The organism is Bradyrhizobium acaciae (assembly GCF_020889785.1).
GTDB classification, from domain to species: Bacteria; Pseudomonadota; Alphaproteobacteria; order Rhizobiales; family Xanthobacteraceae; genus Bradyrhizobium; species Bradyrhizobium acaciae.
The window spans coordinates 78,782-101,680 of record NZ_JACMYK010000007.1; the positions used below are offsets into that span (position 1 = coordinate 78,782).

The following is a 22,899-nucleotide window of genomic DNA, read 5'->3' on the forward strand; positions in this document are numbered from 1 at the left end:
CCAAGCGAGTTCTTGGTCGTTTCAGCGCGTAGCCCTCTTGTCTTCCCGAGATTCAACGTAGAAGCCGGTATAGGTATCCACGAAGCAAAGGTGATCGTGCACCTCCTTGACGCCAGCGGTGTTCTCCGCGGCCACCATGGTTGCTTCGCGGGCATGGTCACTTGTGACGATGCCATGCAGATGGACAACGCCGTTGCGGACGGTCACCTCGAATCCGATGGGGTGCCAGCTCGCGGCGTCGACCTGCCGCAGGATGCGATCGCGGATATGATCGTCGTCTGCGGTCGGATCCGGAATCTCGTGCGCCAGACTGGCCACGGCCTGGAGCAGATTTGACCGGGTCACGATGCCGACAAGGTCCTTGCCGCGCATCACGGGTAACCGCTTGATGTCCTTTTTCTCCATCAGGCGCACCAGCTCCTCGAGCGGCGTTTGTGCTTCGACCGTGACCGGATCCAGTGTCATCACGTCCTCGATCCTGCGACCGCGCTCGTGGACGAAGTCGTCGGCTGCGCGGCCGGGTCCGAACAGGAACTGGAGAACGGCCGAACGCTTGCGCTCGGTCCCGATCTCGCTGCGGCGCAGAAAGTCGCTTTCCGACACTATTCCCACCAACTTGCCGCCGTCGACGACCGGCAGGCCGCTGACTTGGTTTCGCAGCATGATGTTGGCGGCGTCCTCGATTGAGGTCCGGGGCGCGACGGTGACGACATTCTTCGTCATGATCTGATGGGCGCGCATCAATGCCTCCGATGGAGCTTGTCGATTCCAAATTGGCAGCTTTCGCGCGGCGCCCCTTTTGACGAGGCTCAACCGCCTGAGTGAGCGCGACGTCGCGCCCGTAGCGCTAATGCTCTCAGTCGCTTCGTCGCGATGCGTTCCGACAGGTGGATGGCGATCAAAAGCGATCCGAACAAGAAAATCATCATAATAGCATTTGCTGTTTCACGGGCCATTGCGGAAGCTCCGAATGCGTGGTGGTTTGAAATTGAACGCATCGCAGCGGAATGGCGTTGCTCTGGATCAACAAAGCGACGAGCTTTTTGGAGATTTGTCTGCGCCATCAACGTTCACGACGCATCTGGAATGTCGCTCGTCAAGCACGCTTCTAGTGAGCCTGCTTCTCCAGCTCCTGATCGTCCGGCGATTTCAGGTAGAAGCCCGAGAAACTATCGCCCCAGCAGAGGTGATCATGCACCTCGATGACTCCGGGAACGTTCTCGGCCGCTACGATCGCAGCCTTGCGAAATCTGCTTTCGGTAATCATGCCGCTCAAGTGGACGATGCCGCCCCGGACGATGACGCTGAGGCCTAACGGGCACCAGGCGTTCCGCTCGATCTCGTCGAGGATGCGTCGCCGGATCTGGTCGTCTTCGTTTTCGGTTGGAGCAGGTATGTCGTGTGCGAGGCGCGCCACCGTTCGCAGCAGATTGCTGCGGGTGATGATGCCGACAAGCTTGCCGCCACTAACCACCGGGAGCCGTTTGACATTGTTCTTCTCCATCAGTTCGACGACCGTTGTCAGCGGCGCATCCTCGGCTACGGTAAATGGCGCAGGGGTCATGATCTCAGAGACCTTGCGTCCATGCTCGAGTACGTAATCCTCGGCCCATTTTCCCGGTCCGAGGATGAAGGTCATCAACCAGTTGCGCTTCCGTTCGGTGCCGAGCTCGCTGCGATGGAGGAAATCGCCTTCCGTGATGATGCCGACGAGGGTGCCGTCATGGTCGATCACTGGAAGCCCGCTGACGCGGTGCTGAAGCATGATGTTTGCCGCGTCGAGGATGGTGCTGTCCGGCGTTGTCGAGAGCACGTTGCGGGCCATGATCTGGTGCGCGAACATCCGAAGTTCTCCCATCGTTCTGGAGCGTGAGCTTAGCTCCTGATGTGTGGGGTAAGTTGATCTGGCGCAAGCGGCGAAGTGCGTGCGCTTTGATCTGGCGCAAATGTCACGCGCGGTCGCTGAGTTACAAAATGCGGGTCCTGGCAGGCCGAACACGCACGTCCTTCAGAGAGGCCAGATCGTGTTGCCGGGCTGCATTGGATAAGGGCGGCGTTCGCCGTTGCATCCCCGTCGGCGGAGCCGCCCTTCCCCTGAACGTCGAAGACCGAGGGTCGCATGCAAAAGGACTATGCCGACGTCTGCAGGCACATCTCCAGCAATCTGGGCCAGCTGCGCAAGGGTATTCCTGAAACCATGCGAGCGTTCTCGGCAATGGCGCAGGCGGCCACCAGAAATGGCGCGCTCGATGCCCGGACCAAGGAATTGATCGCGCTCGCGCTGGGCGTTGCCGCTCACTGCGACGGCTGCATCGGCTTCCACGCCGAGGCCTTGGTCAAGCTTGGGGTCGGCCGCAAGGAGGTCGAGGAGACGCTCGGAATGGCAGTCTACATGGGCGGCGGTCCCTCCTTGATGTATGCCGCCGACGCGCTTGGCGCTTACGACCAGTTTCAGGAACGTGCGGTGGTTGCCGAGCCGGCGATGGATTGATCCGGATCAACCTTGCTCGGTGCGAGGCCGATGGCGAACTGCCCAAAGGGACCGGAGCTGCCGTGCTTCGATGGCTGGAAGATTGGTATGATGTGCTCTGGATATGCCAAGCGGGGCCTGCCGCAGCAACACGGGAGCGAAGCCGTCACTGTTGCGCAGCCACCACGTCAAGCGGCGAAAAATGCCGATGCAGCCGTGCGGAAGGAGCCACGTGCCCGAAAGCCTCAGGACGACGCCTCATATTGGGCATCCCGGGCAGAGCGGACGAAGCGCCTAGCCGCACGATATCAGGACCAGGCGATTCGCGATCACTTCATGAAGATCGCGGCTGGATATGAGGAGCTCGCGCGCTCGGCCCGCAGCATCGGGCGGGATCCAGATTAGGCGGGCGACCGACGAAAGCTCAGGGGACCGAGGCGGGTTTGACCCGGCTCAGCCTTGGCAGAGTCGCCATGCGTAACAGCCGTGTGGATTGATCGCGATCAAGGGGTACGAGCCGGAGTGCGTTCAAAGTGGAGCCGCGTTAAAGGAGGCAGATTGCCATGACACGCAACGTCGGACTTGTCGATCAGTACGCCCGGTTCATCATCGGTCTGGCTGTGATCGCATATCCCGTGAAGGACGGCTCGCTTGGAGCGGAAGTCCAGCTCAGTCTAGAGATCTGGTAATGGGAATGAATGAAAACCTCACTCTTGTCGAGTTGCGATCGCGACTCGATCGTCTCGGCGCTGGCGGTGTTTTGAGTATCTCCGACCATGATTATGAGCGGTTGTTTGGGATCAATGAGGTGGCTGCTGCCAAGGTCGCACAGTTTGCCAGGAAGCATCGTTGCGTGGCCGTTCCGGGAGAGGCCTCGGTGTACTTCCGAAAGTCGAAGTTTGACGCATATAGCTCAGCCGAGTTGGTGCAGGATGCGCCCCCAATATCCAGCTGAACCAGAAATCCGTTCAACGAACATTCAGTCGAGAGTGATGATGGTCAGAAGCAGCCGGAAGATCTCCCAGCCGGCGGCGACCAGCAACGCTCCAACAATGAGCAGACGGCCGTACCATGAGACGGTTGGACGGCGTCGAGGCTGCCGGCGTCGCACTGGCTGATTGAACGTGGGCGTCGGTGTGGGGGCTGTAACGCCGCGAGCGCTCGTATCGCTCGCGTCGTCAAGTCTCTGTGCGTTCTGTTGCTGCGATCGATCCATTTGTGGTCAAGGTCATTCATCGTATCAACACAAGGATCGCACTCGGAGGAAAACAGGCCTTGATGCGAATCAATCCTGCTCCCGGTCATCCCGCTAGTGGCCTCGTGTCCGTGTGTCATCCATTCTGTGCGGCATAGCTATCGTGCGGCCTCGTGTTGCGAGATTGATGCTGCTCAAGCCACGGGAAGCAAGTTTCAGGTAAATTTTAGGCACGAGTTGGCGCTAGATCTGCCGATGCGGTAGCGGCACTTGCATAAAACGTCTGCATCTGTCGCGTGCGCCTACAACGGTCGATCGTCCTCCGTGGAGGGCTCTTCCTGCAACGACACAAAGTCGCCGCCGCCATAGTCTTCTTCCGGCGGTGGGTAGGTGATTCTAGCCAGCTGATCTTCGACCCGCTTCACGCCACCGACGTTCTCCGCTGCAACGATCGTTGCCTTCTGCTCATTGTCGCTCCGCACGCTGCCACGCAGGCTGACAATACCATCGTGCACGCTGACGTTCAGCGCAGCGGGTCGCCAGCGTGCATGCGCCAGTGCCGCAATGACCGCCGCGCGGATCTGATCGTCACTGCCGGAAAACGAGGGCTCGTCTAGGCGAAGGCTCGCGATAGCGGTCATGAAGTCCGTACGCGTAACCATCCCGACCAGCGCTTTATCACGCATGACCGGAAATCGCGTGACGCCGTGCGATTCCATGAGTTGGACGACCTGCTCGAGCGGGGTGTCCTCCTCGACTGTGATCGGGTTAGGCGACATGATCTGACTGACCTTGCGGCCGTGTTGGCGGGCGAAGTCGAGCGCGGCCTGGTTTGTACCCGCGAGCATGGCAAGCCAGCGACCGCGGCGCTTTTCCGTTCCAACTTCCACGCGCCTGATGAAATCTCCGTCCGACAGTATGCCGACGAGCGCTCCATCCTGATCGATGACCGGAAGGCCACTGATATGATGGGACAGCATCGTCTTGATGGCGTCGATCACCGCTGCATCGGCAGCGATGGTGATGACGTTCCGTGACATGATCTCCCGTACGCGCACAGTGCGAGTCCTCCAAGTTGAGCTGACACATTTCAGCTAACTCTCGGAAAGGACACGGTGTGTTGATACTTATCAACCGGACGATCATGTAATCGCGCTGATATGTCGCCTGTGACGGCAGGCAACAGAACCTGGTAAGCTGTCGAAGATTTGCCGTGGTCGGTCTGAAGGGAGCAATTCGCTGCGGCGAGCGTTCGCTCGAAACCTACTGTGTCGGCGTCGTGCTTTCCCTGCTGGCGAGTTTGTATCTCACCGAGGTGTCCAACAGCATCGCGGCGCAACTCGTGGTGAGCGCTGCAGGGGGCGCGACGCTCGTCTTGTTCGCGACATGCATGACCTGGATCGGCAAACGAAGCCGGCAACATCCGAAACTGTTATAGATGGGCCGGACCGGGCTCCGCTTGGGGCAACGACGGTCGCGATCTAGACCGCTCGGCTGTGCCGGGCCGTGGTGCGGCCAAGGTGAGCGTCGAACGCCGCAGCGACGCTTCGGACCAGGAACTCTGCGTCATTGCTGACACAAAGGCGGTCACCCCTCATCGTCACGGCGCCGTCCGCGATAAGCTTGTCGAGCCGGGAGCGATCGACGACAACCGAACTCGGATCCCGGTGGTGCTGGCGGCATATCCGCGGCAGGTCGACGGCCATGTCGCACATGATGCGCTCGATGATGTCGGAACGGAAACGGTCCTCCGCCGTCAGCATGTAGCCCTTGACCGTGGCAAGCCGGTCTTGGGCGATGCGCGCGAGGTAATCGCGTGTCGCAACTGCATTCTGCACGAAGCCCTGCGGCATGCGGCCGATTGCGCTGGCACCGAGCCCAATCAGGACCTCGGCAGAATCGTCAGTGTAGCCCTGGAAGTTACGCCGCAGCCGGCCCGCGCGCTTCGCTGTGGCCAGATTGTCGTCAGGGAGCGCGAAATGGTCGAGGCCGATGCGGACGTATCCGGCATCGGTGAGTGCCCGCGCGATCGCTTCGGACTGACGATGCCGCTCGAGGCTGTCCGGCAGCGACGCCTCGTCGATCATGCGTTGGTGCTTCTTGAAGGATGGAATGTGGGCGTATCCGAACACGGAAAACCGGCCCGGCCGCAGCGCGATGCATTTGTCGATGGTGTCCAGACAGGAATCGACGGTCTGGGCCGGCAGGCCGTAGAGCAGGTCGAAGTTGATGCGGCCGACGCCAGCACGACGCAGCCGTTCGAGCGCTTCCGCGGTCTGCTCGAGGCTCTGCGAACGGTTGATCGCGTGCTGAACGACGGGATCGAAGCTCTGGACGCCGAGGCTCGCGCGGTTGACGCCGCTGTAGCCCAACGCTTCCGCCATCGGCTCGGTCAGTGTGCGTGGATCGATCTCGACGGCAATCTCGGCGTCGGGCTGCACGAAGAACGAGTGACGCAGGGCGCCGATGAGGTCGGCGAACGTTTCAGGCGTCATGACCGTCGGCGTGCCGCCGCCGAAATGGATGTGTGAGATGGGCAATCGTTGACCGACCGCTTCCGCGACGAGATGCGCTTCGGTCCGAAGGCCGGCAGCGTAAATGGCCACCGGTTCGTCGCGGCTGGTGATGGAGGTGTGGCACCCGCAATACCAGCACATCGACCGGCAGAACGGGACATGCAGGTAGATCGAGGCCGGCCGTCGAGTTGGGACCGACCTGAGCCATGTCCGGTAATCGGTCTCGCCGATCTCCGCAGAAAAATGCGGTGCCGTGGGATAGCTGGTGTAGCGCGGCAGCCTGTCCTGCCCATAGGTGATCGCCAGATTTGACCGCATTCGATTTCTTGCCTCTCACCCACGACCGGTTTGCGGAGCCTGGCGCGTCCCTGCTCACGCCGCCATGATCCGGCTCGACATCGCGCGGTTGCGCAATTGCACCCGTCGCGAGGTCAGAAGTGAGATCACGCCGTTCTGCTCGAGCTGGGTAAAGGTGCGTGATACCGTTTCGATCGTCAGACCGAGGTAGTCGGCGATATCTTGTCGCGACATTGGAAGCTCGATGGCCGCATTCTTGACGGCGCGACGCGCCATATCGTGCAGGAAGCCGACGACACGATCTTCAGCGCTGCAGATCAGGAGCATCAGATGCTCCTGGAAACGGCGCAACTCCTGGGCCGTCGCGTCCCATAGCTGCCGTGCCAGATCCTTTTCGTGAGTCGCACGGACCATGAGTGCGGCGCGCTTGACCACGATGACCCGGGTCTCGGAGACCGCTTCGGCGGAAGAGATATGAGTTTCGCCGGCCTCGAAGCCGAAGATATCGCCGGGCAGATAGAATGCTCCGATCTGGCGACGTCCATCTTCCAGAATCCTGTAGGTTCGGACGGCGCCTGAAACGACCTGGTAGAGGTATTCCGCGGCCTCGTCTTCGCCATAGATCTCGCTGTTGCGCGCGAACCGCATCGATGTCCCGATCATGCCGAAAGGCCCCTCGACGTGCACCTGCCGGCTGAGGATGTTGGTCGGGTGGCGGCTGCTCTCGTGAGAAATTGCGGTCTGGGTCTGCATGGCAACGCTCCATGGATGGGAAGATCGATGGAGGCAGATTGATCGGATCTCCTGGATCGGGAAATTTGGATATTTCCCCTAAGTAGAAGCCACTTACGTATTTATACGTAGGCGCGGGACATAAGGCTCCGCACGCTGCGAGACAACGGTCTCGCAACGCATGAATTGAGAGCTGGATCAGGCGACGTGCTTGTCAGGAAAGGAGGCTCGCGTGCTGGCGCGATTCTCGTCGTCGCGCTGGCGCAGCCAACGCGTCGTGCTGCGGTCGGTCAGGGCGAGCACGAGCGCAAAGATCGCAAAGATGAGACAGACGGCTGAAACGACAATTAGTGTACTCATTGCCATGTCAGGCTCCTCGATTTGATCAACCAGCCGCCTTGATGTCCTCAGGGGACTCCACGTAGTAGCCGGAGTAACCATCGACGAAGCAAAGGTGATCGTGAACTTCCTTGACGCCAGAGGTGTTCTCGGCGAGCACGATTGCGGCCTGACGCGCGCGGTCATCGAAGATCAGGCCGTGCAGATGCACGACGCCGTTGCGCACCCAGACCTGGAAGCCGGCCGGCCGCCAGCCGGTGGCGTTGATTTCGCGCAGAATCCGTTCACGGATGTGGGTATCATCGGCCGTCGGGTCAGGCACTTCGCGAGCCAGCGATGCGACGGCCTGCAGGATGTCTGCCCGGGTGACGATTCCGACCATGGTTTTGCCATTCACAACCGGCACCCGCTTCACGTCGTGCTTGTGCATCAAGTGCACAATCACGTCGAGCGGCGTCTGCTCATCGACGGTGATGGGGTTTGTCGTCATGACGTCTTCGACCCTCCGACCGCGCTCGTGCACGAAATCGGTCGCAGCGCGACCCACGCCGGTGAACAGTTCCAGCCATGCCGAGCGCTTGTGTCCTGTGCCGATCTCGCGGCGCTCCAGGAAATCTCCCTCGGACACCATGCCCCTGAGCGTGCCGTCCTCGTCCATCACCGGCAGGCCGCTGAGATGACATCGCAGCATGATGTTGGCCGCATCCAGGATCTTCGTGTGCGGGCTGACGGCAATGATATGTTTGGTCATGATCTGATGCGCGCGCATTTCGGACCTCCATGTTGATGACGGAACGATAAAGCCTGTGTGTCCTCGCACGTTGACCTGGCTCAACGGTCTGCTTTGCTGCGCTCCAACGATTTCAAGAACAGAATGAAGTCGCCCACCTGGTCGGAATCAAAGCTGAACTGGGGCATGGTCGGGTGGCCGGTGACGATACCTTCCGCCAGCGCCTCCTGCAGCATTTCGACCGGATAGCGTTCGTGCAATGTCCGGAACGGCGGTGCGATCTTCAGCGGGCTCGCGCTCACCCGGTCGATCGCATGGCAGCGGGCACAGTAAAGCTGCGCAAGGCGACGACCTTGCTCCTGGTCCGCGGCGGCCGGAGTCAGCGTGGCGCAGAATACGCCGGCAACAAAAGCGAAGCCATAGCCGACAGTATGCCGAAACGTCATGACGATGTGCCTCAGGTCAATCGACGCTTAATGCGACATCAGGACCGGAACGGTCATCGCGCGCAGCATGTCGCGCGTCACGCCGCCGAGCAGGGTTTCCTGCAGCCGGGAGTGCCCGTATCCACCCATCACCAGAAGGTCGATGCTCTCATCCGCCGCGATCGACAGCAGGATAGATTGGACTTCCGACCGGGATGCTGGCAGCGACGTGATCTTGGCCGGAAGCCCCGCCTTGGCAAGATAGCGCACCAGATGGTCGGTCGAGCACTCGGCGGGAATTGGATCAGCGCCGGCGATGGTGATGACCGCGAGGGCATCGGCCGCGCGCAGCAGCGGCATTGCGTCACGCAGGGCACGGGCTGCGAGCCGGCTGCCGTCCCAGCAGATCCCAATGCGCTTCGCCGAAAATGCGCCGTGGAACGTGTAGGGCATGAAAAGGACGGGGCCACCGGCCTGGAACAGAAGCTCGCGCGGGATCACGTTGTCGTAGCTATTGTATTCGCCCAGCGGCTGCACCACCACTGTCAGATCGTGCAGTCGTGCGTTCGCGCAGATGATCTCGCGAGCATCGATGGGGAGCGCACCCACGGCGCGGGTCGTGTAGGATATCCCTGCATTCCGCGCCTCGATGTCGAAGACCCGCAGTGCCGCATCGGCGCGTTCGAGTGCCTGGGCATGTTCGGCCTCGAACAGCGAAGCGACCGCCGCGCCCCCTTCAACGACCAACGGCACGCTGGCAGTCTCGTAGCCGATCGCCATTGCGTCCAGATGAGCGCCGGTGCCGAGCGCGAGCGAGACCGATCCGTCGATCGCAGGACGTGGCGACAGCTCCGTCGGAATGTGGACCAGGATGTTCTTGAACATGGGCCATTCTCCAAAAGGGTGTAGAAGCAAGTGCCATCAAAGCACGGGTCGAGGCGAGCCAATTTGATCTGCCTCATGCGCGTCCGTGGATTCTGATTGAGCGAGATCAATTCATCGAGCGCTCCTTCGCGCAAATGTTGTGGCCAGTTTGGAGGGCCGGCATGGCGCGCGTTGCATTGGTCACGGGTGGAAGCAGAGGAATTGGCGCAGCGATTGCGCGCGCCCTCGCTGCTGCCGGATGCCGGGTGGCGGCCAGCTATGCCGGAAATGTGGACGCCGCGTGGTCGTTTCAGGATCAGACCGGAATTCCCGTATTCCAGTGGGATGTCGCGAACTTTCAGGCCTGTGCAGCCGGCGTTCGCGAGGTGGAGGCGGCGTTGGGCCCGATCGACATCCTGGTCAATAACGCGGGTATCGTGCGCGACGCCACACTGCATCGCATGACGAAGCCGCAATGGGACGCGGTGATCCAAACCGATCTCGATTCGCTATTCAACATGTGTCGGGCCCTTATCGACGGCATGCGGGCGCGCAAGTTCGGTCGGATCATCAACATCTCGTCGATCAACGGGCAGAAGGGTCAAATCGGCCAGACGAATTATGCAGCCGCGAAGGCCGCCGAGCTCGGCTTCACTCGCGCGCTCGCGCTTGAAAGCGCGCGATTTGGGATCACGGTGAACGCGATCTGTCCGGGCTATATCAATACCGAGATGCTGTCCGCGGTGCCGGCAGATGTCATGCAGAACTCCATTCTGCCGCAGATCCCGGTCGGGCGGCTGGGGCAGCCGGAAGAGATTGCCCGTGCCGTGACCTTTCTTGCCGCCGACGAAGCAGGGTTCATCACCGGGTCGACGCTGTCGATCAATGGCGGCCAGCACATGTGTTGAAGAGGAGCGATGACCATGCTCGCAACCGATGTAATGCGCAGTTCGTTCGCGACGATCAAACCGACCGCCACTGTGCTCTATGCCGTCGAGCTGCTACTTGAGACCGATCAGCGCGGCCTGCCGGTAATTGATGATGCCGGCGACCTCGTCGGCGTGGTTTCGGAGGGCGATTTCCTTCACCGTGACGAGCTCGGCATCAGTCCCCCGTCCGGAAACTGGCTGGAGTCGCTGCTCGGCATTGCGGAGAATACACCCGAACGCGAACGCATGCGCACGCAGCAGGTCGGCTCGCTCATGAGTGGTTCGCCGATCACCGTTGATGCCGAGGCATCGATCGAGGACGTTGTCGCGCAGATGGATATCTACAATGTCGCCCAGATTCCGGTGCTCGGCGCCGGAATCGTCGTCGGTATTGTCAGCCGCAGGGAGCTGCTTGCGGCGTTGGCGTGCCGATTGAGAGAAGCAGAGAAAGAAAGTACCGGAGGTACTTCATGAGCGAGATGACCCTGCAATCACATGCGCACGCCGTCGTCTGGATCGATCACCTTGTCGCGAGGGTTTTCGGCATTGGATTGACGGGCGTCAGCATGACAACGGTCCATGCGCATTTGGCGTCGCAGCATCTGCATCACAAGGCGAACACGATCGGCGATGGCCGCGTCCAGGCCGACGCTACTTTTCTCGCCAGGGTGGGCGAGGCCGTGAGCCGTTGCAGCGACTTGCTCGTCATCGGTCCAGGTATCGAGAAGGCCGAACTGACGCAGTATCTCAGGGCGGAGCGGCCCGACCTCAATTTGCATGTTGAGTCGAGCGATCACCCGACCGACGCGGAGATCGTGGCGCTGGGGCGGAAGCGATTCCACCTCGGAGGCGAGCGATGACAGTCCAGGCAGTTCTCGACCAGCCCGCATGTCCTGCCAACGACGATGTGACAGGTGCCGGGGCACCAGTTCAGCCCGAAAGCGGGCCATTGACGGGTACCGAATCGCTCGACCAACTCGTTCACGCGGCGATGGCTCGATGGACCGGCGGGCTTTCACCGGCGAGCCTTGCGCTCGCTTTCGCTGATTGGCAACTCCATCTGGCGGCCTCACCCGGTAGACGGCTTCAACTGGGCTTGGGTGCGCTTGCTGATGCGTCGCGTTTCGCGCGCATGGTGTCGACGCCGCACGCGGCCTGGCAACCCTGGTTCATGGTCAAGCCTCAACCAGGTGACAACCGGTTTGCCGGCCGGGATTGGACGTTGCCGGCCTTCAACGTCATGGCTCAGGGGTTCCTGCTGGCGGAGCAATGGTGGCATTCGGCGACCAGCGGCCTGCACGGCGTCTCGAAAGCAAATGCAGCGGTCGTGGATTTCACCATCCGGCAATGCCTCGACGTCGTTGCCCCGTCCAACTTTGCGTTCAGCAATCCCGAGGTGCTGCGCGAGGCCATGGATTCGGGGGGCGGCAATTTCGTATCGGGCTGGCATAACTGGCTGGAGGATTGCAGGGACCAGTTGACCGCCAAACAACCCGGCCCCGCTCCGTTTGTGGTCGGGAAGGACGTTGCCGTGACCAAAGGCAAGGTTGTCTACCGGAATGAGCTCATCGAGCTCATCCAGTACGCGCCCGCAACAGCCGACGTTTGCCCCGAGCCGGTGCTGATCGTGCCGGCGTGGATCATGAAGTATTACATCCTCGATCTCTCGCCGCAGAATTCGCTGGTCCGGTTTCTGGTCGAGCGCGGCTTCACCGTGTTCATGATCTCGTGGCGGAATCCAGGGCCGGCTGACCGCGACCTTGGCCTCGAAGATTATCGCAAGCTGGGGATCGACGCCGCGATCGACGCGATCAATCAACTTGTGCCTGAACGCGCAATCCATGCAGCGGGCTATTGCCTCGGCGGCACCCTGCTCGCGATAGCTGCTGCTCGGCTGCAGAAGGAGCGGCCCGGCTCCCTGCGCTCGGTGACACTGCTCGCGGCCCAGGTCGATTTCACCGATGCGGGCGAGCTGACGCTCTTCATGAATGAAAGCCAGGTTGCGTTCCTGGAGGATATGATGCGGCAGAGCGGCGTGCTCGAGGCGACGCAGATGGCCGGTGCGTTCCAGTTGCTGCGATCGAACGACATGATCTGGTCGCGCCTGGTCCGCGACTATCTCATCGGCGAGCGTGCCGCGCCAAGTGACCTGATGTCATGGAACGCGGATGCGACCCGCATGCCCTACAGGATGCATTCGGACTATCTGCGCAAGCTTTTTCTCAACAACGACCTTGCCGAAGGCCGCTATCTGGCGGACGGGCAGCCGGTGGCACTTTCCGACCTTCGTGTTCCCATGTTTGTGGTGGGTACCGTCCGCGATCACGTCGCGCCCTGGCGCTCTGTTCACAAGATTCACTTGCTCACGGATGCCGATATCGCCTTCGTGCTGGCGAGCGGTGGTCACAATGCCGGCATCGTTGCTCCGCCGTCGGAGGAGGGGCACAGCTACCAATTGTTGGAGAAGAAGGTGGATCAACCCTATGTCGGGCCCGCCGAGTGGCTGCACAAGGCGGTGAGCCGCGACGGATCCTGGTGGCTTGAGTGGGTTCGTTTCCTCACGGCACGTTCCGGTGAGTGGGTGCCCGCGCAGTCGGCGGTTCACGCGCCCGAGGGGAGATCGCCGCTTGGGGACGCGCCGGGACAATATGTCCTCCAGCATTGAACGTTGCGCCGGCTTGATCTGTCGCAAATCATCTCCGCCGCGAGCCGCTACGATGAAAAACGGTGCACCAGGTTGCAGCGAGGAAGCCATGAGTCTGATCCTTCGCGTTTTCTTCATACTGGCGGGATCCATCACCGCGTTGTTCGTCGCGCGCGATTCTCTGAACTTTGACGTCATGCAAATGTTCGTGGCGATCCTGCTGGTGATCGCGCTCCTGTTGGCCGGAAGTATCTGGAGCTTGTGGCGGCAAACGTGACTGCTCGAGTTCGGTCGATGGCCGTCCGTCTTGGTGGCGCTGGTATCAGCGCTATCCACCCATGATACTTGCAATCGCACTTGACGTACGCGCTGGATCGGTGATGCAGCAGAGCTTGAAACGTCGGAGCGCGCGGCGTGCAGATGCTGGTCTGCCGCTTGATTAAATCGGCGTAGATCGTGTCGGTCCAATTCGGAATGACATCGGCACGAACCAATCCACCAGCCGAGGGCCGGCTGTTCGGGACGGCCTTCGGAAAGCAGATGGCGGACGTCGTCGACGCGTCCGAAATGGAAACGTCTATCGTCTTTCGATCTCGGTAGAACCCTTGGTGATGTTCATGAACATCAGGGCTATTGCAGATGCAGCAGCAACAAACGCCGCGGTCCATCTGAGGGTGGAGACGGCAAAGGCGGCGTCAAGCCGCCAGCTTGTGGGTGCCGGCTCGGTCGAGGCAAGCGGTACCAGGTCAGGAAAGTACCAATTGCAGAACAGAGCGAGCGCGACCGCGAGGATCGCACTACCGACAAAGACGAAGGTTAATCGCCGTTTCATGGAACTCCTCCTGTCAATGGGAGAATGTTGCCAGACCTGACGACATCGACCAATTCAGGAGTTTCCCTTAGGCGATGTGCCGCTCGCCCGTTCAAGCGTGGTAGAGGACGTACCGGAAGCGTCTACAATATCCCAATCGATCATTCCGGTTTCAATGTCATCTTGGATCAGGACTACATCGGACGTCGCGTCCGACGCGTCGTTTTGCCGCGATGCCACGCGGTGCAGCCGTGTGGCGCGCCCGGCGGTCAGGAAAATGCCGCGAAAGTCAACTTTTGCGTCGCGAGCAACGGCTTCCGCGGCACCACGCTCCCCCGGCTTCAGGAAGGCCGCATCGAGTATTACCGAAACTCCCTGGCCTAATGTGAGCACGGCACGATCGAGCATGGCCTGGTAGACGCCGTCTGACGCTTCGGGAGTGTAGGTCTCCGGCGGTAACGTGGCGTGCTCGGCGACGTGATAGAGCTGCTTGCGAATGACATCTGATCGCAGAACGAGGGCGCCCGGGGGCGGCGCGATCAGATGCGCCATATCGCGCGCCAGCACACTCTTGCCGGTACCGGACTTCCCGCCAACTGCAATTAGGCGGGGCGGCCCCGGTTCAATGAGCCGGCGTGCAAGCTCGAAATAGCGCTTCGCGTGGGCGGTGATCGCGTGATCGAGCTGGTGTTGCCGTGCCTTGGTGAAGAGCACATTGGCCCGGATCGCTGCGCGCATTGATAGGAACAGTGGCAGCAAAGACAACGCCCCCGATTGCGCATCCCAGGCGGTCTGCATGTAGCTATTGAACAGCCTGTTGGCCACGGTCTCCCGTCTGAAGTATAGAAGGTCCATCAGTGGAAACGCGAGGTCGTAGAGGACGTCGGTCGTCGCGATATCGGGGTCGAACTCGATCGCATCGAACAGAACGGGCTCGCCGTCGAGCAGCACGATGTTGCCGAGATGCGCGTCGCCGTGACAATGCCGGAGCTGCCCGGCTCCGACGCGGAGGCGCAGGAGCTCGAGATTTCGGGCAAGCGATCGATGGCTCAACTCGTGCAGTTCATCGATCTTCCTGCAGGAAAGAGTTGATTCGGCGCGAAATTGCTCGGTGTTGCGATCGATGATGATCGGGAGTGACGGAAGCCAGTGCGCCCCATCCCCGATCAGTTCTCGATGTGATTCGAGCAGGATGGCGGCCAGTCTCTCGCCGAGCTCCGGCGGGATTGCATCCTGCTCGGCGAGATGATCGAGCGTCTTGCTTTCGTCGAAGCGGGCCATTTCGACGGCCCATTCGACGACCGGTCCAGTTCCGCCGATCGCAAGCCCATCACGCCCGCGCGTGATCGGAACCACTCTGCGATAGATCGAAGGGGCGTGGCGCTTGTTGACGGTAATCTCATCCTCGCAAGCGCGCCGCCGCTTCTCCAATGTCGAGAAGTCGAGATAGGGCAGCTTGACCGCTCGCTTGATCTTCAGGACGCGCGAAGGTTCGAGAAAGACAATCGAACAATGGGTGTCGATCCGCTTCACCGGTGCGTTCGGCTGGCCAGATCCGCCCAGGAAGGACAATACGGCGGCCTGGTCGGTTTCGCCTGTGACAGCCTCGGTTGATGATGCCGGCGTCATCATGGCTTCAAGACGGCTGCGCCGACGAGCTTGCCATCCCGCAAGCGCGCAAGCGCTTCATTCGCCTGGTCCAAGGGGAAAACGGTGACGTGCGTCCGGATTCTAGCCCTTGCCGCTGTCTTGAGAAAGTCGACGCCATCCTGTCGCGTCAAGTTGGCAACGGAAACGATCTGCCGTTCACCCCAAAGGATGTCATAGGGAAAGCTCGGTATGTCCGACATGTGAATGCCGGCACAGACCACGCGTCCGCCTTTGCGCAGCGCACGCAGCGCAAGCGGGACAAGCGGTCCGGTCGGCGCATAGATGATCGCGGCATCAAGCTCGGCCGGCGGCCGATCTTCTGAAGCACCCGCCCAGCAGGCGCCAAGCGACAATGCCAGGCGCTGGGCGTCGGTGTCGCCCGCGCGGGTGAAAGCGTACACATCGCGCCCTTGCCAGCGGGCCACTTGCGCGACGATATGTCCAGCCGCGCCAAAACCGTAGATGCCGAGCTTATGACCGTTGCCAGCCATTACCAGGGAGCGCCAGCCGATCAAGCCGGCGCACAGCAGCGGTGCCAGCTCCGCGTCCTTGCCGTCTTCACCGAGCGGAAAGCAGTAACGCGCGTCTGCCACCAGGTGGGTGGCAAAGCCGCCGTCTCGCGTGTAGCCGGTGAACAGGGGGGCGTCGCAGAGGTTTTCCTTGCCCTCTTGGCAGTAGGGGCAATGCCCGCAAGTCGATCCAAGCCAGGGAACGCCGACGCGTGTGCCGAGATGCGCGTGGTCGACGCCGTCGCCAATCGCGTCGATACGGCCAACCACCTCATGGCCGGGAACGATCGGATAGGCGATGTCTGGCAGCTCTCCGTCGACGACATGCAGATCGGTGCGGCAAACGCCGCACGCATTGATCTTGACGCGCACTTCGCCCGGGCCAGGAATCGGATCGGGCCGCTCGGTAAATTGCAGCCGCGCGCCGCGCGCGGGCAGGATCATGGCGTGCATGACAGAACTCGCTTGGGTCGGTGTCCGCTCCTTTGATCACATGACATTGGCGCGGTTTTGATCCTGGTCAACGGCGGTGTGGCCGTTCCTGACTAGCTTTGCTTCGCAAGCGACATTCAAACAGGAGGTACTGATGGTCAAGGACATGATCCCCGTTGGAACCGAGCGCGCTCTTGCGCGCCGAGAAACCAATCCATTCACGCTTCTGCAGCAGGAGATCGACCGGCTGTTCGACGGATTCGGTCGTAATTTCCCTGCGTTTGCCACGCCGCAGGCGACGATGCCGCGCATGGACGTCAGCGAGACCGACAAGACCGTCGAGATATCCGCCGAACTGCCCGGCCTCGAGACCAAGGACGTTCAGATCAACCTCGCCGACAACACGCTCACGATCCGGGGCGAGAAGCAGAACGAGCGCGAGGAGAAGGACAAGGACTATCACCTGATCGAGCGCAGCTTCGGCGCGTTCTCGCGGTCCGTTACATTGCCCGAGGGCGTCAAGGCGGAAGATGTCAGCGCCGAGATCGCCAAGGGCGTGCTCAAGGTGACCGTCAAGAAGCCGGCGCCGAGGCAGAGCAGGCAGATCGACATCAAGACGGCGGCGTAGCCGCCTCGCGGGGCGCGTCGCCCGTCAGGCAGCGACGCGCCCGCGAATACAGCCATTCATCAAGGGGATCGGCCATGTACGAGTTTCTTCAAGAAACCGTCGCGAGCAATATGACGAAGTCGGTACGAAGCGTCGCTCCCGAAATGAGCGTCGGCGACTTGTACCGGCTCTTTGCAAAAGACGGCTATGACGCCTATCCCGTACTCCGCGACGATGTCGTGGTCGGGTTCGTTACGAAGCTGGACGCCCTGAAGGTGTTCGCCTGTCCGACAGATCACATGCTGCCACGTTACGATGATCGCATGGGAACGACGGTCGATGAGATCATGTCGTCCGATGTGATTTCGGTCGAGCCGGATACAAACTTGCAGCGCGTTCTGCAGCTGATGGTCGCACATCGGCTCAAGAGCCTGCCCGTGATTGATAGATATCACCACTTGATCGGGATTATTGCTCGCGAGGATGTCATGCGGGCTCTGGCGCGCTGCACGAAGCGGCAGGCGCCATCGCTCGTTCCCTGCGAGACTGTCCGATGTCTACGTTTGGTCTAGAGCGGGTTCTTTCGCCTCGAGCGATCGCGCTTGTCGGGGGCAGTTCGCGTCCGTCGTCGCTCGGCCTGGCGGTGCTCATGAACCTCAAGGCGTGCGGCTTTTCCGGCCGTATCGCCGTGGTCAATCCGAACTACACCGCGATCGACGGCGAGATTACGTCCCCGGATATCAAGTCACTTCCATTTGTTCCGGATCTGATCGCGATTACGGCGCCTGCGACGGCGATTCCCGGAATCATCTCGGACGCTGCCTCGGTCGGTGTCGCCGGTGCGGTGATCCTGTCCGCCGGCCTCGGGCATGGTGCTGGCTCGCTGGCCGAGACGGTCGCGCAGACGGCGCGCCGGCACGGCATGCGCCTGATCGGGCCGAACTGTCTTGGCGTCATGGTGCCGCGCGCGAAGCTCAACGCAAGCTTTGCCGCGCATCAGCCTGGCGAAGGGCGTCTTGCCCTGATCTCGCAGTCCGGGGCCGTCGCTGCCGCGATGATCGAATGGGCGGCAGAGCGGCGCCTAGGCTTCTCCGGCATCGTGTCGATCGGAGACCAGCTCGACGTCGATGTCGCCGATCTGCTCGACTATTTCGCGCAAGATGACCACACCAAAGCGATCCTGCTCTACATTGAGGCCGTCAAGGACGCGCGCAAGTTCATGTCTGCCGCACGCGCCGCGGCGCGACTCAAGCCCCTGATTGTCGTGAAAGCGGGCCGGGTGGCGCAAGGAGCCAAGGCCGCAGCCACCCATACGGGTGCGCTTGCCGGTTCGGACGCGGTCTATGACGCGGCGTTCCGCCGGGCCGGCATGCTGCGCGTGTACGACCTCCGCGAATTGTTCGATTGCGCCGAATTGCTTGGCCGCGGCTTCGTTCCGCGCGGCAACCGCCTGTCGATCCTGACCAATGGCGGCGGGCTCGGCATCCTCGCGATCGACCGGCTCGTTGAACTCGGCGGCGTTCCTGCAAGCTTGACGACGGAGACGATTGCGGCACTCGATCGGGTTCTGCCGCAAGGCTGGTCTCGCGCCAACCCCGTCGATATTTCCGGCGATGCCGACGCTGCTCGCTATGTGTCCGCACTCGACGCGCTTCTTGAGGACGCCAACAGCGACGCTGTGCTGGTCATGAACGTGGAAACGGCTGTTGCGCCGACCGAAGGGATCGCCGAAGCGGTCACGCGGTGTGTCGGCGACCGCCGAGCCAGGAAAAGCGAGGTAGCCGCGCTGGTGCTTGCGTCCTGGGATGGTGCCGACGCGCGCACCGCGGCGACCTTCGAGCGGGCGCGCGTCCCGCATTTCCCGACCGAGGATGATGCCGTGCGCGCCTTCATGTATCTGGTGAGATACCGCGATGCCTCCATCGCGTTGGCCGCAACGCCGCCCGGCAGCGCCTCGACGTTTGCGCGGCGGACGCCGGCAGCGCGGAACATGATCGCGAACGCGCTGTCCGAGGGACGGGAATGGCTCGACCCGGTCGAGATCGTCGCGCTGTTTGAGGCTTACGACATCCCGATCGTTCCGACCGTTGTCGCTCGCGACGCCGACGAAGCCGTGGACAAGGCCGAGCCGTTCCTGGCGCAAGGGCTCGCGGTGGCGGTGAAGCTGTTCTCTCGCGACATCAGGCATAAGTCGGACATCGGCGGTGTCATTCTCGGTTTACGGTCTCGCGAAAGCGTCGCCCAAGCAGCCAGGACGGTGCTGGCGCGTGCTCGTGCCGCGCGCCCGGATGCCACCCTGCAGGGCGTGACGATCCAGCCGATGATCGAGCGGCGGGCGGCGCGTGAGCTGATCCTCGGCATTGCCGACGATCCGACTTTCGGACCGGTGATCGTGTTTGGCCGCGGCGGGACCGCGGTCGAGGTGATCGACGACAAGGCGTTGGCACTGCCACCCCTCGACATGAACCTGGCGCGCGACCTCGTGGGGCGCACGCGGGTCTCGCGGCTGCTTGCCGCCTACCGCGACGTACCCGCCGTTTCGGAAGACGTCGTACCGCTCACCCTCGTCAAGCTGGCACAGATGGCGGCCGATATTCCGGAAGTCGCAGAGCTCGACATCAATCCGCTGCTGGCGGATGAAACCGGCGTGCTGGCGCTTGACGCGCGGGTGGCGGTCCGCACGCCGGCGCGGCTGTTTGCGGGCCAGACGCGTCTTGCGGTGCGGCCCTACCCGTCGCAGTGGGAGTGTGAACTTGACCTAAGGGACGGCTCGCGCGTCGTGGTGCGGCCGTTGCGGCCGGAAGATGAGCCCATGGTCGAGAGCTTCTTCAAGCGAGTGACCGCAGAGGATCTCAGGCTTCGCTTCTTTCAGGCGATGAAGAATTTCTCTCACGCGTTTATTGCGCGGCTGACCCAACTCGACTACGCGCGTGCGATGGCCTTTGCGGCGCTGGATCCACGCACGGGTGCTATGGTTGGAGCGGTCCAGCTTCATTCGGACTCGCTCTATGAGAATGCCGAGTATGCTATCCTGTTGCAGTCCGACCTTAAGGGTAAGGGACTTGGATGGGCGCTGATGCAGCTCCTGATCCATTATGCGAAGTCGGAAGGGCTGAAGCGGCTGTCTGGTGAAGTACTGGCCGAGAACACTACCATGCTGTCCATGTGCCATGAGATCGGGTTCACCGCAGCCACGGAACCGACCGACCACAGGATCGTCAATGTCGTCCTCGACCTCTCCCTTCCGGTGGCGGATGCCTTGGGCGTCGATATCCTGATCCGACGCGGACGGATCACAGCGGCGTGACGGCAACGACACGGTAGGGATGCATACCATCGGCCTCATGGACGGAGACGTATTCGCCGAGTTGGAAGCGCTCGTTGCCGAAATGATGCCCCGCTTCATCGGCAGCCGAGCCGGCGACGTCATAGTGGAGGCGCCAGCTGTCGGCTGGACCATGCACGAGATGGCCGAGCTGATCGTCCTCGTCCGGCCGTTGGCGAACGACGCGGCAGGCCTCGCGATGCGCTCTCCAGGTCTCGACATCGATCCGTGAAGCCGTATCGAACGGGGCGACGATAATATAGCTGATCGCGGACGCGCCCTCGGGGTGACCGTGTTCGCGCGCACGTTCGAGCCGAACGTGCTTGAACGAGTGCGGCAAGGACGTGTTTTGCAGAGGTTTGAAGGCGGCGCGGTTCATCGAACTCTCCCTGAGTGCACCCGGTGCTCCGGGCCGGATAAAAGAACGTAGGCTCGTTGCTCATCGGGGCGTTGATTTGGGTCAAGAACGTTCCGGGGCGCGCGTTGAAGCCAATTGCGTTGGGTCAAACACGTCGGGTGCGGAGCGTCCTATGCTCGACCGGCGAATTTGGAGTTGGTTCCTTGCTCAACGCACCGGCATTGACGGCAGATACGGAAGACCCGCGGGCGCTTACTGCACGCGGGGCCTGGAACGTTTCCAACGTCGAGCTGCTGGAGCGGCTCTGCGAGCGTGCGGCCGGCGCCCAAATCGGGTCAATCGATCTGCGCCGTGTCACCGCGCTCGATACGGTCGGGGCTTGGCTGCTTGAGCGGCTCGCCCGCGGTGGCGCGACCAGAGCAGCCCTCACTGGTGCCGATGGCCCGTATGGCGACCTGCTCGAAGAGGTGCGAGGACTGAATCGGGCCGGCCCCATCGAACGCAGATCGGTCAACGCCGTGCTGCAGAGGCTCGATCAACTCGGCCGCAGCAGCAGGCGGCTGGCGTCTGATTCGGCGGCATTCCTGCATATGCTCGGCGCCTTCAGCGCAGCGCTGCTTGGCATTCTGAGGCATCCGCGATCGTTCCGATTGACGTCGACCGTCTACCAGCTCGGCCGGGTCGGCTGGCAAGCGGTGCCGATCATGGCGCTGATCACGTTCCTGATCGGTGCCATTATTGCCCAGCAGGGCATCTTCCATTTTCGCCGCTTCGGCGCGGAATCCTATGTCGTCGACATGGTCGGCATTCTGGTGTTGCGCGAGATTGGTGTGCTGATCGTGGCCATCATGGTGGCCGGACGATCGGGCAGCGCCTATACGGCCGAGATCGGCGCAATGAAGATGCGCGAGGAGATCGACGCGCTCAGCACCATGGGGCTTGATCCTGTCGCGGTGCTGATCCTGCCTCGGATCCTGGCGCTGGTGGTGGCGCTGCCGATCCTCGCCTTTCTCGGCTCGCTCGCTGCGCTCTATGGCGGCGGGCTCATTGCCTGGCTTTATGGCGGCATGAGCCCGGCGATTTTCATCGCACGCCTTCATGACGCGGTTTCAGTCACTCATTTCGAGGTCGGCATCATCAAGGCGCCATTCATGGCACTCGTGATCGGGCTTGTCGCGGCCGTGGAGGGATTGAGCGTCAAGGGCAGCGCGGAGTCGCTAGGACAGCAGACGACGGCGTCGGTCGTGAAATCGATCTTCCTCGTGATCGTGCTCGACGGATTGTTCGCGGTTTTCTTCGCTTCGATCGGGATGTAACCATGGCCGATACGTCTGCGATCCATATCCGCGACCTCGTGGTCGGATTCGGCGAGAAGATCATCCTCGATCATCTCGATCTCGACGTGAACGAGGGCGAAATTCTCGGCCTCGTGGGCGCGTCGGGGGGCGGAAAGTCGGTGCTGATGCGGACATTGGTCGGCCTTCTTCCGAAGCGGAGCGGGCAGATCGATTTCGCGGGCGATAGCGATGACGAACGCCGCTGGGGCGTCCTGTTTCAGCAGGGAGCGCTGTTCTCGGCCTTGACGGCCCGCCAGAACATCCAGTTTCCGCTGCGCGAGTGCGCGCGCCTGTCGCCAGGACTGCTCGACGAAATTGCCGACGCGAAGCTCGAGATGGTCGGCCTGACGCGCGAAGACGGTGACAAGTATCCGTCGGAGCTCTCGGGCGGCATGACCAAGCGGGTTGCGCTCGCGCGGGCACTGGCGCTCGACCCGTCGCTCCTGTTTCTTGATGAGCCGACCTCGGGTCTCGATCCCATCGCCGCGGGCGAATTCGACGCCTTGATCCGGACGCTGCACCGGACGCTGCGCTTCACCGTATTCATGGTGACGCACGATCTGAACAGCCTGCAGGCCATCTGCGACCGGGTCGCCGCGCTCGCCGACGGCAGGATCGCGGCAATCGGGCGGCTGTCGTCGGTGCTCAAGTCCGATCATCCTTGGGTCCAGGCTTACTTTCATGGCGCCCGGGCGCAGAAGCTGGGCCTCGGCAACTAGGCAAGAGAGA

28 protein-coding genes are annotated in these 22,899 nt (G+C 61.9%); 14 read left to right on the forward strand and 14 right to left on the reverse strand.

Annotated elements, in window-relative coordinates; all coding sequences use genetic code 11:
- Positions 1-21 precede the first annotated feature (21 nt).
- The 3 genes from H8A92_RS05695 to H8A92_RS05705 form a co-directional block, all read right to left on the reverse strand.
- A complete protein-coding gene (locus H8A92_RS05695; RefSeq protein WP_229194865.1) occupies positions 22-741 on the reverse strand; it encodes a CBS domain-containing protein in 720 nt (239 codons plus the stop codon).
- Between the two features lie 68 nt (positions 742-809).
- Positions 810-1,064 carry a hypothetical protein gene (locus H8A92_RS05700; RefSeq protein ID WP_229194866.1) on the reverse strand — a complete coding sequence of 85 codons (255 nt, stop codon included), beginning with the start codon at positions 1,062-1,064 and terminating at the stop codon, positions 810-812.
- A gap of 44 nt (positions 1,065-1,108) precedes the next feature.
- On the reverse strand, positions 1,109-1,843 hold the full coding sequence (locus tag H8A92_RS05705) for a CBS domain-containing protein (protein ID WP_229194920.1): 735 nt from the start codon (positions 1,841-1,843) through the stop codon (positions 1,109-1,111).
- Between the two features lie 276 nt (positions 1,844-2,119).
- Between H8A92_RS05705 and H8A92_RS05710 the strand changes: the two genes are divergently transcribed.
- The 3 genes from H8A92_RS05710 to H8A92_RS05715 all read left to right on the forward strand — a co-directional run bounded on the left by H8A92_RS05710 (position 2,120) and on the right by H8A92_RS05715 (position 3,425).
- Positions 2,120-2,491 (forward strand): carboxymuconolactone decarboxylase family protein, encoded by a 372-nt coding sequence (locus tag H8A92_RS05710; protein WP_229194867.1) that lies wholly within the window; start codon positions 2,120-2,122, stop codon positions 2,489-2,491.
- Positions 2,492-3,033: 542 nt separating this feature from the next.
- A complete protein-coding gene (locus H8A92_RS40745; RefSeq protein ID WP_274613245.1) occupies positions 3,034-3,159 on the forward strand; it encodes a hypothetical protein in 126 nt (41 codons plus the stop codon).
- A 5-nt stretch (positions 3,160-3,164) separates the two neighbouring features.
- Complete coding sequence (locus H8A92_RS05715; RefSeq protein ID WP_229194868.1) at positions 3,165-3,425, forward strand: hypothetical protein; 261 nt, start codon at positions 3,165-3,167, stop codon at positions 3,423-3,425.
- 542 nt (positions 3,426-3,967) lie between these two features.
- Here the strand turns inward: H8A92_RS05715 and H8A92_RS05720 are convergent.
- Entirely contained in the window at positions 3,968-4,705 is a 738-nt protein-coding gene (locus H8A92_RS05720; protein ID WP_229194869.1) for a CBS domain-containing protein, read from the reverse strand.
- Between the two features lie 173 nt (positions 4,706-4,878).
- Between H8A92_RS05720 and opgC the strand changes: the two genes are divergently transcribed.
- Positions 4,879-5,103: an OpgC domain-containing protein gene (opgC, locus tag H8A92_RS05725; RefSeq protein ID WP_229194870.1), complete on the forward strand. Its 225-nt coding sequence runs from the start codon at positions 4,879-4,881 to the stop codon at positions 5,101-5,103.
- A gap of 43 nt (positions 5,104-5,146) precedes the next feature.
- Here the strand turns inward: opgC and hemN are convergent, their stop codons facing one another.
- The 6 genes from hemN to H8A92_RS05755 all read right to left on the reverse strand — a co-directional run bounded on the left by hemN (position 5,147) and on the right by H8A92_RS05755 (position 9,589).
- Positions 5,147-6,499: an oxygen-independent coproporphyrinogen III oxidase gene (hemN, locus tag H8A92_RS05730; protein ID WP_229194871.1), complete on the reverse strand. Its 1,353-nt coding sequence runs from the start codon at positions 6,497-6,499 to the stop codon at positions 5,147-5,149.
- Between the two features lie 54 nt (positions 6,500-6,553).
- Positions 6,554-7,231, reverse strand: coding sequence for a helix-turn-helix domain-containing protein (locus H8A92_RS05735; RefSeq protein ID WP_229194872.1), 678 nt, complete (start codon positions 7,229-7,231; stop codon positions 6,554-6,556).
- Positions 7,232-7,408: 177 nt separating this feature from the next.
- Positions 7,409-7,576: a hypothetical protein gene (locus tag H8A92_RS05740; RefSeq protein WP_229194873.1), complete on the reverse strand. Its 168-nt coding sequence runs from the start codon at positions 7,574-7,576 to the stop codon at positions 7,409-7,411.
- Positions 7,577-7,595: 19 nt separating this feature from the next.
- Positions 7,596-8,318 carry a CBS domain-containing protein gene (locus H8A92_RS05745; protein ID WP_229194874.1) on the reverse strand — a complete coding sequence of 241 codons (723 nt, stop codon included), beginning with the start codon at positions 8,316-8,318 and terminating at the stop codon, positions 7,596-7,598.
- Positions 8,319-8,380: 62 nt separating this feature from the next.
- Entirely contained in the window at positions 8,381-8,725 is a 345-nt protein-coding gene (locus H8A92_RS05750) for a c-type cytochrome (protein WP_229194875.1), read from the reverse strand.
- 27 nt (positions 8,726-8,752) lie between these two features.
- Complete coding sequence (locus H8A92_RS05755; protein WP_229194876.1) at positions 8,753-9,589, reverse strand: universal stress protein; 837 nt, start codon at positions 9,587-9,589, stop codon at positions 8,753-8,755.
- 161 nt (positions 9,590-9,750) lie between these two features.
- On the opposite strand from H8A92_RS05755, the gene phbB reads away from it, so the two are divergent.
- The 5 genes from phbB to H8A92_RS05780 are packed head-to-tail and all read left to right on the forward strand — an operon-like array spanning position 9,751 to position 13,418.
- Positions 9,751-10,476 (forward strand): acetoacetyl-CoA reductase, encoded by a 726-nt coding sequence (phbB, locus tag H8A92_RS05760; RefSeq protein WP_229194877.1) that lies wholly within the window; start codon positions 9,751-9,753, stop codon positions 10,474-10,476.
- A 9-nt stretch (positions 10,477-10,485) separates the two neighbouring features.
- Positions 10,486-10,971, forward strand: coding sequence for a CBS domain-containing protein (locus H8A92_RS05765; RefSeq protein WP_229194878.1), 486 nt, complete (start codon positions 10,486-10,488; stop codon positions 10,969-10,971).
- Complete coding sequence (locus tag H8A92_RS05770) at positions 10,968-11,357, forward strand: hypothetical protein (RefSeq protein WP_229194879.1); 390 nt, start codon at positions 10,968-10,970, stop codon at positions 11,355-11,357. The genes H8A92_RS05765 and H8A92_RS05770 overlap by 4 nt, the downstream gene beginning before the upstream one ends.
- The gene (locus H8A92_RS05775; protein WP_229194880.1) at positions 11,354-13,162 is read left to right on the forward strand and encodes a PHA/PHB synthase family protein; all 1,809 of its coding nucleotides are present in this window, start codon (positions 11,354-11,356) and stop codon (positions 13,160-13,162) included. Before H8A92_RS05770 ends, H8A92_RS05775 begins: the two co-directional genes overlap by 4 nt.
- Positions 13,163-13,214: 52 nt before the next feature.
- Positions 13,215-13,418, forward strand: a complete 204-nt coding sequence (locus H8A92_RS05780) for a hypothetical protein (RefSeq protein ID WP_163162097.1) — start codon at positions 13,215-13,217, stop codon at positions 13,416-13,418.
- A gap of 300 nt (positions 13,419-13,718) precedes the next feature.
- Here H8A92_RS05780 and H8A92_RS05785 read toward each other — a convergent pair whose 3' ends face one another.
- From H8A92_RS05785 to H8A92_RS05795, 3 genes are read right to left on the reverse strand one after another with little or no spacing between them, the layout of a single operon-like run.
- A complete protein-coding gene (locus H8A92_RS05785) occupies positions 13,719-13,973 on the reverse strand; it encodes a hypothetical protein (protein WP_229194881.1) in 255 nt (84 codons plus the stop codon).
- A gap of 54 nt (positions 13,974-14,027) precedes the next feature.
- A complete protein-coding gene (locus H8A92_RS05790; RefSeq protein ID WP_229194882.1) occupies positions 14,028-15,584 on the reverse strand; it encodes a bifunctional aminoglycoside phosphotransferase/ATP-binding protein in 1,557 nt (518 codons plus the stop codon).
- The gene (locus tag H8A92_RS05795; protein WP_229194883.1) at positions 15,581-16,564 is read right to left on the reverse strand and encodes a zinc-dependent alcohol dehydrogenase family protein; all 984 of its coding nucleotides are present in this window, start codon (positions 16,562-16,564) and stop codon (positions 15,581-15,583) included. The genes H8A92_RS05790 and H8A92_RS05795 overlap by 4 nt, the downstream gene beginning before the upstream one ends.
- Positions 16,565-16,697: 133 nt before the next feature.
- Here H8A92_RS05795 and H8A92_RS05800 point away from each other — a divergent pair, with 133 nt between their 5' ends.
- The 3 genes from H8A92_RS05800 to H8A92_RS05810 all read left to right on the forward strand — a co-directional run bounded on the left by H8A92_RS05800 (position 16,698) and on the right by H8A92_RS05810 (position 20,457).
- The gene (locus H8A92_RS05800; RefSeq protein ID WP_229194884.1) at positions 16,698-17,171 is read left to right on the forward strand and encodes an Hsp20/alpha crystallin family protein; all 474 of its coding nucleotides are present in this window, start codon (positions 16,698-16,700) and stop codon (positions 17,169-17,171) included.
- A 74-nt stretch (positions 17,172-17,245) separates the two neighbouring features.
- A complete protein-coding gene (locus H8A92_RS05805) occupies positions 17,246-17,722 on the forward strand; it encodes a CBS domain-containing protein (RefSeq protein WP_229194885.1) in 477 nt (158 codons plus the stop codon).
- The gene (locus tag H8A92_RS05810; RefSeq protein ID WP_229194886.1) at positions 17,704-20,457 is read left to right on the forward strand and encodes a bifunctional acetate--CoA ligase family protein/GNAT family N-acetyltransferase; all 2,754 of its coding nucleotides are present in this window, start codon (positions 17,704-17,706) and stop codon (positions 20,455-20,457) included. Before H8A92_RS05805 ends, H8A92_RS05810 begins: the two co-directional genes overlap by 19 nt.
- Here H8A92_RS05810 and H8A92_RS05815 read toward each other — a convergent pair.
- Positions 20,444-20,854, reverse strand: coding sequence for a hypothetical protein (locus tag H8A92_RS05815; RefSeq protein WP_229194887.1), 411 nt, complete (start codon positions 20,852-20,854; stop codon positions 20,444-20,446). The genes H8A92_RS05810 and H8A92_RS05815 overlap by 14 nt on opposite strands.
- Before the next feature lie 182 nt (positions 20,855-21,036).
- On the opposite strand from H8A92_RS05815, the gene H8A92_RS05820 reads away from it, so the two are divergent.
- Both H8A92_RS05820 and H8A92_RS05825 read left to right on the forward strand, forming a co-directional pair.
- Positions 21,037-22,149, forward strand: coding sequence for an MlaE family ABC transporter permease (locus H8A92_RS05820; protein WP_229194888.1), 1,113 nt, complete (start codon positions 21,037-21,039; stop codon positions 22,147-22,149).
- A gap of 2 nt (positions 22,150-22,151) precedes the next feature.
- The gene (locus H8A92_RS05825; RefSeq protein ID WP_229194889.1) at positions 22,152-22,889 is read left to right on the forward strand and encodes an ABC transporter ATP-binding protein; all 738 of its coding nucleotides are present in this window, start codon (positions 22,152-22,154) and stop codon (positions 22,887-22,889) included.
- The last annotated feature ends 10 nt before the right edge of the window (positions 22,890-22,899 follow it).

Excerpts from the sequence above, each read along its gene's own strand:
- H8A92_RS05695 (WP_229194865.1), bottom strand. The coding sequence starts at position 741 with ATGCGCGCCCATCAGATCATGACGAAGAATGTCGTCACCGTCGCGCCC.
- H8A92_RS05700 (WP_229194866.1), bottom strand. The coding sequence starts at position 1,064 with ATGGCGCAGACAAATCTCCAAAAAGCTCGTCGCTTTGTTGATCCAGAG.
- H8A92_RS05705 (WP_229194920.1), bottom strand. The coding sequence starts at position 1,843 with ATGTTCGCGCACCAGATCATGGCCCGCAACGTGCTCTCGACAACGCCG.
- H8A92_RS05710 (WP_229194867.1), top strand. The coding sequence starts at position 2,120 with ATGCAAAAGGACTATGCCGACGTCTGCAGGCACATCTCCAGCAATCTG.
- H8A92_RS40745 (WP_274613245.1), top strand. The coding sequence starts at position 3,034 with ATGACACGCAACGTCGGACTTGTCGATCAGTACGCCCGGTTCATCATC.
- H8A92_RS05715 (WP_229194868.1), top strand. The coding sequence starts at position 3,165 with ATGAATGAAAACCTCACTCTTGTCGAGTTGCGATCGCGACTCGATCGT.
- H8A92_RS05720 (WP_229194869.1), bottom strand. The coding sequence starts at position 4,705 with ATGTCACGGAACGTCATCACCATCGCTGCCGATGCAGCGGTGATCGAC.
- hemN (WP_229194871.1), bottom strand. The coding sequence starts at position 6,499 with ATGCGGTCAAATCTGGCGATCACCTATGGGCAGGACAGGCTGCCGCGC.
- H8A92_RS05735 (WP_229194872.1), bottom strand. The coding sequence starts at position 7,231 with ATGCAGACCCAGACCGCAATTTCTCACGAGAGCAGCCGCCACCCGACC.
- H8A92_RS05740 (WP_229194873.1), bottom strand. The coding sequence starts at position 7,576 with ATGGCAATGAGTACACTAATTGTCGTTTCAGCCGTCTGTCTCATCTTT.
- H8A92_RS05745 (WP_229194874.1), bottom strand. The coding sequence starts at position 8,318 with ATGCGCGCGCATCAGATCATGACCAAACATATCATTGCCGTCAGCCCG.
- H8A92_RS05750 (WP_229194875.1), bottom strand. The coding sequence starts at position 8,725 with ATGACGTTTCGGCATACTGTCGGCTATGGCTTCGCTTTTGTTGCCGGC.
- H8A92_RS05755 (WP_229194876.1), bottom strand. The coding sequence starts at position 9,589 with ATGTTCAAGAACATCCTGGTCCACATTCCGACGGAGCTGTCGCCACGT.
- phbB (WP_229194877.1), top strand. The coding sequence starts at position 9,751 with ATGGCGCGCGTTGCATTGGTCACGGGTGGAAGCAGAGGAATTGGCGCA.
- H8A92_RS05765 (WP_229194878.1), top strand. The coding sequence starts at position 10,486 with ATGACCATGCTCGCAACCGATGTAATGCGCAGTTCGTTCGCGACGATC.
- H8A92_RS05770 (WP_229194879.1), top strand. The coding sequence starts at position 10,968 with ATGAGCGAGATGACCCTGCAATCACATGCGCACGCCGTCGTCTGGATC.
- H8A92_RS05775 (WP_229194880.1), top strand. The coding sequence starts at position 11,354 with ATGACAGTCCAGGCAGTTCTCGACCAGCCCGCATGTCCTGCCAACGAC.
- H8A92_RS05780 (WP_163162097.1), top strand. The coding sequence starts at position 13,215 with ATGAAAAACGGTGCACCAGGTTGCAGCGAGGAAGCCATGAGTCTGATC.
- H8A92_RS05785 (WP_229194881.1), bottom strand. The coding sequence starts at position 13,973 with ATGAAACGGCGATTAACCTTCGTCTTTGTCGGTAGTGCGATCCTCGCG.
- H8A92_RS05790 (WP_229194882.1), bottom strand. The coding sequence starts at position 15,584 with ATGATGACGCCGGCATCATCAACCGAGGCTGTCACAGGCGAAACCGAC.
- H8A92_RS05795 (WP_229194883.1), bottom strand. The coding sequence starts at position 16,564 with ATGCACGCCATGATCCTGCCCGCGCGCGGCGCGCGGCTGCAATTTACC.
- H8A92_RS05800 (WP_229194884.1), top strand. The coding sequence starts at position 16,698 with ATGGTCAAGGACATGATCCCCGTTGGAACCGAGCGCGCTCTTGCGCGC.
- H8A92_RS05805 (WP_229194885.1), top strand. The coding sequence starts at position 17,246 with ATGTACGAGTTTCTTCAAGAAACCGTCGCGAGCAATATGACGAAGTCG.
- H8A92_RS05810 (WP_229194886.1), top strand. The coding sequence starts at position 17,704 with ATGTCTACGTTTGGTCTAGAGCGGGTTCTTTCGCCTCGAGCGATCGCG.
- H8A92_RS05815 (WP_229194887.1), bottom strand. The coding sequence starts at position 20,854 with ATGAACCGCGCCGCCTTCAAACCTCTGCAAAACACGTCCTTGCCGCAC.
- H8A92_RS05825 (WP_229194889.1), top strand. The coding sequence starts at position 22,152 with ATGGCCGATACGTCTGCGATCCATATCCGCGACCTCGTGGTCGGATTC.